An 8,803-nucleotide genomic window follows, 5' to 3' on the forward strand; every position below is an offset into this window, starting at 1 on the left:
TTCTTTCAAAACAAAACCAATGTCTGATAATAAACGTGTATTTTTAGTTGATGCTTTTGCCTTAATTTTTCGTGGCTATTATGCTTTTATAAAAAACCCAAGAATAAACTCTAAAGGTGTAGATACCTCGGCAATTATGGGGTTTATGAATTCGCTTTTAGATGTTATTAAACGCGAACGCCCAGACCATTTAGCTGTTTGTTTTGATAAAGGCGGCAGTTCTGATCGTGTTGAAATGTTTGAAGCCTATAAAGCAAATAGAGATGAAACACCAGAGGCTATAAAAATTGCCGTACCAATAATTCAAGATATTTTAAAAGCCATGCATATTCCTATTATGGTAAAGGAAGGTTTTGAAGCCGATGATGTTATTGGAACTCTAGCAAAACAAGCCGAAAAAGAAGGTTACCAAACCTTTATGGTAACTCCCGATAAAGATTTTGCTCAATTAGTTTCAGAAAACATTTTTATGTACCGCCCTGTTTTTGGTGGTGGTTACGAAACTTGGGGCATACCCGAAGTACAGAAAAAATTTGAAGTTACCAATCCGTTACAAGTTATAGACTTTTTAGGCATGATGGGCGACTCTAGCGATAACATACCTGGGTTACCTGGTGTTGGCGAAAAAACAGCAAAAAAGTTTTTGGCTGCTTACGGAAGCATGGAAGGCCTTTTAGCAAACACACACGAACTTAAAGGCAAAATGAAAGAAAAGGTTGAAGCCAATGCCGAGTTAGGCTTACTTTCAAAAAAACTAGCAACAATTATGCTTGATGTGCCTGTAACTTTTGATGCTAAAGATTTTGAGCTAGAACAACCCGATATTCCTAAAGTAGTAGAAATTTTTCAAGAATTAGAGTTTAGAAGATTAATTGACAATTTTACCAAAACATTTTCGGTAGAAACCCCAACTACAAATAGTACAACTAAAGTTTTAGAAGAAAAAGAAACAAAAAAAGACACCCCAAAAGATGTTAAAGCTGCTGGTGCAGGTCAATTTTCTTTATTTGGAGCAGACCCATCTTCCGCAGAAGCGCAACCCGAAAACACATACGAAAGAAAAACCTCGAAAAACACACCGCACTTTTACCAGAGTGTTGCTCCTGGCATGGGCACAAAACTGTTTGTTAAAAATTTAATGAGTCAAAATTCGGTTTGTTTCGATACAGAAACCACCAGCTTAAACCCGCTTACTGCACAATTGGTAGGCATTGCTTTTTCTTGGGAAATTGGTAAAGGTTTTTACATGCCTTTTCCAGAAAACAAAGACGAAGCGCAAGAGCTTATAGAACAATTACGTCCGTTTTTTGAAAGTGAAACTATTCAGAAAATAGGACAAAACTTAAAATACGACATTAAAGTTTTAGCAAAATATAATGTAACTGTAAAAGGTAAGCTGTTTGATACTATGTTGGCACATTATTTAATTAATCCGGATATGCGCCATAATATGGATGTTTTATCTGAAACTTATTTAAATTACACACCTATTTCTATAACCGAATTAATTGGCAAAAAAGGAAAAAACCAACTTTCTATGCGCGATGTGCCTATAGAAAAACAAACCGAATATGCCGTTGAAGATGCCGATATTACCTTGCAATTAAAAGAGCATTTTGAAAAAGAATTAGGCGAAGCCAACACCCAAAAATTATTTGATGAGATTGAAATTCCTCTACTTCGTGTTTTAGCAGCCATGGAGCTAGAAGGTATTAATTTAGACAAAACGTTTTTAAGCAACTTATCTGATGAGTTAAACAACGATATATTAAACCTTGAAAAAAGTATTTACCACGCTGCTGGCGAGGAGTTTAATATTGCATCGCCAAAACAATTAGGTGTTATTTTATTTGAAAAAATGAAACTGGTAGACAAGCCTAAAAAAACCAAAACAGGCCAATACTCTACCGCCGAAGATGTATTAAGTTATTTAGCCAAAGACCACGAAGTTATTCGAAATATTTTAGAGTACAGAGGGCTTACAAAATTAAAAAGCACTTATGTAGATGCGCTTCCAACACAAGTTGATGAAACCACAGGACGTGTGCATACCGATTATATGCAAACGGTTGCTGCAACCGGGCGTTTAAGTAGTAATAATCCAAACCTTCAAAACATTCCTATTAGAACAGAACGCGGTAGGCAAGTACGTAAAGCCTTTGTGCCTCGTCATAACGATTTTATTTTATTAGCTGCCGATTATTCTCAAATAGAACTTAGAATAATAGCTGCATTAAGCAACGAAGAAACCATGATTGAAGCCTTTAAAAACGGCGAAGACATTCATGCCTCTACAGCATCTAAAGTATTTAACGTACCTTTAAATGAAGTAACACGCGAACAACGTAGTAATGCAAAAACTGTAAACTTTGGTATTATATACGGTGTATCTGCTTTTGGGTTAAGCAACCAAACAAACTTGTCTCGTAGCGAAGCCAAAACGCTTATTGACACTTATTACGAAACTTACCCTAAACTTCGTGCTTACATGAGCGAACAAGTAGATTTTGCACGCGATAATGGTTATGTGCAAACCGTATTAGGACGCCGTAGATATTTAAAAGACATTAATTCTAGAAATGCTATTGTACGTGGCGCAGCAGAGCGAAATGCTGTAAATGCCCCCATACAAGGTAGTGCAGCCGATATTATTAAAATAGCCATGATAAATATTTACAACAAACTTCAAGATGGCAATTTTAAAACCAAAATGCTCCTACAAGTACATGATGAGCTGGTTTTTGATGTTTACAAACCCGAGCTTGATGAAATGAAAAACCTAATTAAAACCGAAATGGAAAGTGCTTTTAAATTGGATGTGCCGTTGGATGTTGAATTGGATACTGGTTTAAATTGGTTAGAGGCGCATTAAAAACACTTAAGAAAATAAAAAACAATCTTTTTATCTGGAAGTAACAACGTTTTATTTCCTCTTTTAATTATTTATAAATCATTTTTATTAGAACTAAATTTTTTAACGGCGTTTCTTTTTACTCCTAAATTTAGCCTTATTCTTTCTTTGATTAAAAGGAACAGCATCGTTAAACGTATTTTTAGCTTCGCCCTTAGGCTTGTTTTTACGCCATTTTTCGGTTTTTTTAGGCAATAACACATCTAACAAATCTTGGCGGCCAAGCTTATTTAAAGTATTTTTAATCCATGCCTTATTTTCATCTTTATACCAAAAGAAAAAACGGTGTTGCTCATCTTTTTCTTTTCTAGTTTTTGGCGTATTTACCTTTTTAAGGGTATATGGATGGTAGCCACTATAATAAATTACGGTAGCAACCGTCATAGGTGTTGGTGTAAAGCCTTGTACTTGCTCTAACTGAAACCCCATATCTTTAGTTTCGGCAGCTAGGTTTGCCATATCCTCGACTTCGCAAGCTGGATGGTTAGAAATAAAATAAGGTATAAGCTGCAGTTTTAATCCTTTAGCAATATTTATCTTATCAAAACGCTCTTTAAATTTATGGAAATAGCTAAACGATGGTTTACGCATTAGTTTTAATACAGGGTCGCTAGTGTGCTCTGGTGCTACTTTAAGTCGTCCAGAAACATGTTTAGTCATTACTTCTTCTGTATAATCGTCCAACTCTTTAGGGTTGGCGTTTTTATTAAACTCTGGCACCAACATATCATGACGAATACCCGAGCCTATAAACGATTTTTTTACTTTCGGGTGGCTATCAACAGCCTGATATAATTCGGTTAACGGTTTGTGCGACGTATCTAGATTACTACAAATAACTGGCGAAATACAACTAGGTGCCACACATTTGTCGCAAATAGACTGAATCTTACCTTTCATTTGATACATATTGGCACTTGGCCCACCAATATCGCTTAAATAACCTTTAAAATCTGGCATATTTGCAACCGTATCAACCTCTTTTAATATAGATGCTTTACTTCTAGAAGCAATAAATTTACCTTGATGTGCAGAAATAGTACAGAAACTACACCCCCCAAAACATCCGCGATGAATGTTTATGGAAAACTTAATCATTTCGAAGGCAGGAATAGGCCCACGTTTATTATATTTTGGGTGCGGCAACCTTGTGTAAGGCAAATCGAATGATGCATCAATTTCTTCTTCAGTCATGGTTGGATACGGCGGATTTATCATCAGCATTTTATTACCAACCTTTTGAAAAATTCTGCGAGCAGCCAATTTATTCGATTCCTGCTCAATCACTTTAAAATTAGAAGCGTATTTCTTTTTATCCTTTAAACACACCTCGTGCGAGGCTATTTCAACATCTTCCCAATTACTATTTTTAGGCACTTTAGCATCAGCATTTAACAAAACAGCTGTTTGCTTAATGGTATTAATACTAGAAAACGGCACACCTTTTTGTAGCAAGCGCACCACTTCACGCAATGGCTGTTCGCCCATACCGTAAACCAACATATCGGCTTTCGATGTTTCTAAAATAGTAGGCATTAGCTTATCGCTCCAATAATCGTAGTGTGTTACACGACGTAACGATGCTTCAATACCACCAATTAGCACCGGCGTATCTGGCCATTTTTCTTTTAAAATTTTAGAATATACAGATGTTGCATAATCTGGCCTAAAACCAATATCGCCATTTGGTGTATAAGCATCTTTATCTCGGCGTTTTTTATTAGCATTATAGTTGCTAATCATGGGGTCCATACAACCACCAGTAACTCCAAAAAACAACTTAGGCGCACCAAGTTTTACAAAATCCTGTAAATTATCGTTAACATTAGGTTGCGGCACAATAGCAACACGCAAGCCAAAGCTCTCTAACATACGCCCAATAACAGCTGGCCCAAAGGTAGGATGATCTACATAGGCATCGCCACTAAACAGAATAACATCTAGCGCATCCCATCCTCGTATTTTCACCTCTTTGTTTGTGGTAGGCAACCAATCAGAAAGTTGTAACTCTTGCATAATGCTGCAAAAATAGTTAAAAATCGCTGCTTATTTATTAAAAGTCAATTATTTTGGGCGTTACCCAAGGGTCGGGCTTTTCGCTATATCTTTTTCTCGTACCTCAAAAAAGGATACCGCTACAATCCCTAACGCGGGCATACTAGCCAATATCTAGTTTAAATCCATGGCCTTAATACTTTCAATTCTGTTACGCTCAAGAAAAGCATCAATAGTTTCAAAATGTTCGATAACCCGTTTATTTTTAAACTCAAACACTTTTTTCGATAAACCTTGCAAGAAATCGCGATCGTGAGATACTAAAATTAACGTTCCATCAAAATCCAATAAGGCTTCCTTTAAAACATCTTTCGATTTTAAATCTAAGTGGTTAGTAGGCTCATCCAAAATAAGTAAATTAACGGGCTCTAATAGCAACTTAACCATAGCCAACCTAGTTTTTTCGCCACCAGAAAGTACACCTACCTTTTTATCAATAGCATCGCCTTTAAACATAAAACGACCTAAAATATTTTTTAGTTGTTTTCTTACATCGCCTTGTGCAATTTCATCAACCGTTTGAAAAACGGTTAAACTCTCGTCCAGTAATGCTGCTTGGTTTTGTGCAAAATAGCCAACCTGTACATTATGCCCTAAAGCACATTCACCTTCAACATCAATTTTATTTAAAATAGCTTTAATCATGGTTGATTTTCCTTCGCCATTTCTACCAACAAAACACACTTTTTCGCCTCTAGAAACCGTCATGCTAGCATTATTAAACACCACATGGTTACCATAAGATTTCGAAACCTCTTTAACAATTACAGGATAATCGCCAGAACGTTGTGTTTTTGGAAAACGCAATTTTAATGCCGAAGTATCTACATCATCAATTTCAATAATTTCTAACTTTTCAAGCATACGCTCGCGCGAGTTTACTTGGTTAGTTTTAGAAAACGTACCTTTAAACCTATCAATAAACGCTTGGTTATCGGCTATAAATTTTTGTTGTTCCTCGTAAGCCTTAATTTGGTGTGCCCTACGCTCTTCACGTAATTGTAAATAATGCGAGTAATTAGCTTTATAGTCGTAAATTTTGCCCATAGTAACCTCGATAGTTCTATTAGTAATATTATCGATAAAGGCTTTGTCATGCGAAATAACAACCACAGCATTAGCTTTGTTAATTAAAAAATCTTCTAACCAAATAACAGATTCTATATCGATATGGTTAGTAGGCTCGTCTAATAAAATTAAATCGGGTTTTTGCAGCAAAATTTTAGCCAATTCTATACGCATTCGCCAGCCACCACTAAACTCGTTGGTTTGTCTTGTAAAATCTTCTTGCTTAAAACCTAAACCTTTTAATGCTTTTTCAACTTCTGCATCGTAATTTACATCTTCTAAAGCATAATATTTTTCGCCTAAATCTGAAACCCGCTCAATAAGTTTCATATAAGCATCAGACTCGTAATCGGTTCTTGTTTCTAACTGCTTATTTAAATCGTCCATTTCGCTTTTCATGTTAAACACATGACTAAAAGCTTTCGATGCTTCATCAAAAACAGTTGTATCATCTTCAGTTAATAAATGTTGTGGCAAATAAGCAATAACGGTCTCCTTTGGACATCTTACATGGCCACGTGTAGCATTTTGTACACCAGCAATAATTTTCATCATCGTAGATTTTCCTGCCCCATTCTTGCCCATTAAAGCAATTTTATCGTTTTCATTAATGGTAAAAGACACATCGCTAAACAAGGTATGCCCACTAAACTCAACCGCTAAGCTATCAACTGAAATCATAATTAAAATTTTAAAGTTGCAAAACTACTAAAAGCCTTGTATTGTTATGCATACATTTTTATTGTTTTTGTATAAACTTATATAAGTATAAATAGCATTATTTTTTTAAGTAATTTTGCAAACTGTTTATAATTAGTAATGAGTATAATATCAAAAAACATACAAAAAGCGGCAGCCATTTTAACAGCCAATAAACTTGTAGCTATTCCTACCGAAACAGTTTATGGGCTTGCAGGTAATATTTTTAGCGAAAAAGCTATTAATAGTATTTTTGAAACTAAAAAACGTCCTTTTTTTAACCCTTTAATTGTTCATATTCCTTCTGTTAACGTATTAGATAGTATAGTAAGCCATATTCCAGAAAAAGCTAAATTATTAGCCAATGCCTTTTGGCCAGGCTCAATGACTTTAGTTTTAAAAAAGAAACCTGTTATTCCAGATTTAATTACTGCAGGAAAAGATACTGTGGCTGTTCGTGTACCAAATCATCCTGTTACATTAAAACTTTTAAAACAATTACCATTTCCGTTGGCAGCACCAAGTGCTAACCCTTTTGGAAGCATAAGCCCAACAAAACCAGAACATGTTGAACGTTACTTTAAAAATAATATTGAACAAGTTTTAGATGGTGGCGCTTGTACAAATGGTATTGAATCTACCATAATAGGTTTTGAAAACGACCAACCTATTATTTATAGATTAGGCGCTTTAGCTATTGAAGATATTGAAGCTGTTGTAGGGAAAGTACAAATAAAAAACAAAAAGGAAATAAACCCAGATGCTCCAGGTATGTTAGACAGGCATTATGCTCCTGCTACAAAAACAATTCTTACAGAATCGGTTTTAACCGAAATAGAAAAGCATTCTGGCAAACGCATAGGTATTTTAACGTTTAAAACAGATTTTAAAAATAATGCTATAACTTCTCAAGTTATACTTTCTAAACAGGGACACATGCATGAGGCAGCATCAAAATTATATGATGCCATGCACGATTTAGACCACCAAAACCTTGAGGTTATTATAGCAGAAAAGTTTCCAGATTTAGGCTTAGGAAAATCAATTAACGACAGGTTGCAACGTGCTACTTTTAGTTGTTAATTTTTTTTGTATGCAGCGACCTGATTTTCAACAATAAAAAAGTATGTTTCGTATTTTATAAAACGGAAGCTAAATAGCTTCCGTTTACTTTGTTCTATTTTACTAGTGATTTGATGTGAAAGTTTATAATATCTATGTTCTAGTACAAAACTATCCTTTTTGTTTCTACTTTTCCATCAATAACATTTCTTACAAGATACACTCCTTTTGGAATACCTTGAAGATTGATTCTAGTTTTAGTTGAATCAGTATTTTCAATAACTTTAACAATAACCCCCAAAACATTACTAATCTCTATTTTACTATTTTTATAACTATATACATCTATAAATGTACGTGCAGGATTAGGAAATATTTTTAACTTTTGCGTATTTTCAGCTGTTTCTTTATAGTTTAAAGTTTTATTTGTACCATTACTATCATTAGTCTTAACAGAAGATGTATTAGAAACCTCTACATTTATTTCTAAAGTAATAATACAACCATACTCCGACTCTATAGTGTATATGCCAGATTGAGATACAACCACATCGCCTAAATTATAATTATCTCCTACTTGACTCCCATCAGGTAAAGTAATTGTTACATCTACTTCATTTGGCAATGCACTTAATATAACTTCATCGCCTTGATTAACATTTATAACTTCTTCGCCGCTTTGCCATTCGCCATTTATTTTATATTCTTGGGTTAATGGGTTTAATTCACAAAAATAATCATCTGCAATGTTTACATTTAATGTCTTTATACAACCTAAACTTGACTCGAACCTATATAAACCTGATTGAGATGTACTTGTTACTCCTAAATTGTAATCTCCATTTACAATGCTGCCGTCTGGTAGTGTAATTGTAAAATCTACATCTTCTTGAACAACACTTAACTCTAAACTATCACCTGATGCTATAGTAATTGAGCCTGAACCACTTCCCGAAACACCTTCAACTATATATTCTACATCCATAGGATATGTTGAACAAGGACTTG

Annotated in this window: 5 protein-coding genes; 2 read left to right on the top strand and 3 right to left on the bottom strand. The window is 34.7% G+C overall.

Annotated elements, in window-relative coordinates:
- Positions 1-19 precede the first annotated feature (19 nt).
- Positions 20-2,872, top strand: a complete 2,853-nt coding sequence (polA, locus tag ACNG5D_RS14655; RefSeq protein ID WP_418184279.1) for a DNA polymerase I — start codon at positions 20-22, stop codon at positions 2,870-2,872.
- Positions 2,873-2,974: 102 nt separating this feature from the next.
- Here the strand turns inward: polA and ACNG5D_RS14660 are convergent, their stop codons facing one another.
- On the bottom strand, positions 2,975-4,927 hold the full coding sequence (locus tag ACNG5D_RS14660) for a YgiQ family radical SAM protein (protein WP_418184280.1): 1,953 nt from the start codon (positions 4,925-4,927) through the stop codon (positions 2,975-2,977).
- 153 nt (positions 4,928-5,080) lie between these two features.
- Entirely contained in the window at positions 5,081-6,715 is a 1,635-nt protein-coding gene (locus tag ACNG5D_RS14665) for an ABC-F family ATP-binding cassette domain-containing protein (protein ID WP_418184281.1), read from the bottom strand.
- 138 nt (positions 6,716-6,853) lie between these two features.
- On the opposite strand from ACNG5D_RS14665, the gene ACNG5D_RS14670 reads away from it, so the two are divergent.
- Positions 6,854-7,816, top strand: a complete 963-nt coding sequence (locus ACNG5D_RS14670; protein WP_418184282.1) for an L-threonylcarbamoyladenylate synthase — start codon at positions 6,854-6,856, stop codon at positions 7,814-7,816.
- Positions 7,817-7,955: 139 nt separating this feature from the next.
- Here the strand turns inward: ACNG5D_RS14670 and ACNG5D_RS14675 are convergent.
- Positions 7,956-8,803, bottom strand: an 848-nt coding sequence (locus ACNG5D_RS14675; RefSeq protein WP_418184283.1) for a T9SS type A sorting domain-containing protein, incomplete at its 5' end; no start/stop codon positions are given.

It is taken from the genome of Algibacter ulvanivorans (assembly GCF_048381495.1).
Classification (GTDB): Bacteria; Bacteroidota; Bacteroidia; order Flavobacteriales; family Flavobacteriaceae; genus Algibacter_B; species Algibacter_B ulvanivorans.